This is a genomic window from Telmatospirillum siberiense, from assembly GCF_002845745.1.
Taxonomy (GTDB): Bacteria; Pseudomonadota; Alphaproteobacteria; order Rhodospirillales; family Magnetospirillaceae; genus Telmatospirillum; species Telmatospirillum siberiense.
In genome coordinates, this window is sequence record NZ_PIUM01000076.1 from 1 (window position 1) to 2146 (window position 2146).

Below are 2146 nucleotides of genomic sequence, written 5' to 3' on the forward strand. Positions count from 1 at the left end.
GATCAAGCCATCGAGCGCGAGGTGCTGGAAGGCATGACGCTCCGTCAGCCGCCGCCCAAGGACATGCCCATGCCCATCGTCGTGCGGATGACCGCCAGACGGCCGAGCTGACGCAATCGAACGGATATTTCAGGGGAAGACCGATGTTACAGGTGAACCACTCGACCCGTCGCGCCATGGCGCTGGCTGTTTCGCTGCTGGCGTTGAGCGCCGCGGCCCCGGCGCTGGCGGCCGACGCCCCGCCCTCGACGCCGTCGCTTCTCGAGGCGATGGTGGCCAGCGGCGTGATTACCCAGGCGCAGGCCGACAAGATCCTCGCCGACGCCCGGGCCCGCGACGCGGCCAAGGCGGCGCAAGGGGCGGCCCCGCAGACGGCGGCGCAGCCGGCGCCGGCCAACGACGGCGCCGTGCATGTGCAATATGTTCCCGAGGTGGTGAAGAAGCAGCTCAGGGAAGAGATCAAGAGCCAGGTGATGGCCCAGGCCAGGGACGAGGGCTGGGCGGCGCCCAATCAGACCCCGGAATGGACGCAGCGCATCAAGATCACCGGCGACATGCGGGTGCGCGGCGAGGAGGACATGTTCCCCAAGGGCAACACCAAGGGGGACGGCAGCCAGATCAACTGGGCCTCGATCAACGCCCGGTCGACCCCGCTCGACGTCGCCTCCCTGACCAATTCCACCAACGGGGCCACCAGCACCAACGCCGTTCCCTACAGCAACTGGAACCAGCAGCGCGAACGGATGCGCCTGCGGGCGCGCGTCGGCGTCGAGGCCGATCTGGGCGAGGGCTTCACCACCGGCGTTCGGCTGGCCACCGGCGAGAGCTCGTCGCCGGTGTCGACCAACCAGACCCTGGGCGGGTCCAGCGGCGAGTTCAGCAAATACCAGATATGGATGGACCAGGCCTATATCCGCTACGAGCCGGCTAATACCGGGATATGGGGGATGTCGACGACGGCGGGGCGCTTCGCCAATCCGTTCTTCTCGACCGATCTGATCTGGAACAACGACCTCAATTTCGACGGGGTGGCGGTATCGGGCAAGTATCAGCTGGCCGAGGGGGTGACGCCCTTCTTCACCGTCGGCGCCTTCTCCGTCTACAACACCGACTTCAATTTCTCCACCTACAGCAGCGAGAAGACCACCAGCCAGGACAAGTGGCTCTACGCCGCCCAGGGCGGCACCGACTGGAAGCCCGCGAAGGATACCGCGGTCAAGCTGGGGGCCGCCTTCTATTACTTCAACAATATCGAAGGCAAGGCCACCAGCTGCGCCTACGACGACATCACCTGCGGCTCCGATTTGTTCCGCCCGACCTTCGCCCAGCGGGGTAATACTTATATGGGCTTGAGGAATAACAACTACAGCACTTATACGTCCGGCACCGCCTACAATTACCAGTATTTCGGGCTGGCGACGCCGTTCCACGAACTGGCGCTGACCGGCAAGGTCGATTACGACGGCTTGAAGCCGATCTTCCGCGACCAGGCCTTCCGGCTGACGCTGGATGGCGAGTTCGTCAAGAACCTGTCCTTCAACAAGTCCGCCATCAACGCCAAGGATTGCGACACGTCGGGGCACTGCTGGAACAACGACGCGAACGGCCAGTTTAACGGCGGCGATACCGGGGCCATGCTGCGGGTCACCGTGGGCACGCCGAAGCTGGCGAACCGCTGGGACTGGAACTTTTCCGTCGGCTACAAATACATCGAATCCGACGCGGTGGTGGATGCCTTCAACGATTCGGACTTCGGTCTGGGCGGCACCAACCTGAAGGGCTACGTCCTCGGCGGCAATCTGGCCTTGGCCCGGAATGTCTGGACCAGTCTCAAATGGATGAGCGCCGATTCCATCGCCGGCGGCACCTACGCCTCCGACGTTCTTCTCCTCGACCTCAACGCGAAGTTCTGATCATGGGCGATCACAAAATGCCTCTCGGGTTTGCCCTCACCCTCCCGGCCTATCGGCCGGGCCCCTCCCTCTCCCGCCAAGCGGGCGAGGGGCTGATGGATCCCTCGCCCGCGTCAGCGGGAGAGGGAGGGGCCCGCCGCGCCAGCGGTGGGAGGGTGAGAGCCGCCCTGGCCGCCCTATTGTTCCTCGCCGCCGGCCCGGCCTGGGCCGACGAGGCGACCGAGACGCGGCTC

Annotated in this window: 2 protein-coding genes; both read left to right on the plus strand. The window is 65.2% G+C overall.

The window, feature by feature from the left end:
- The first annotated feature begins 143 nt into the window (after positions 1–143).
- Positions 144–1913, plus strand: a complete 1770-nt coding sequence (locus CWS72_RS27250; RefSeq protein ID WP_101253815.1) for a putative porin — start codon at positions 144–146, stop codon at positions 1911–1913.
- A 17-nt stretch (positions 1914–1930) separates the two neighbouring features.
- A partial coding sequence (locus tag CWS72_RS28235; protein ID WP_206747712.1) for a hypothetical protein occupies positions 1931–2146 on the plus strand: 216 nt, incomplete at its 3' end.

Coding starts and splice junctions, on each gene's coding strand:
- CWS72_RS27250 (WP_101253815.1), top strand. CDS start 144: ATGTTACAGGTGAACCACTCGACCCGTCGCGCCATGGCGCTGGCTGTT.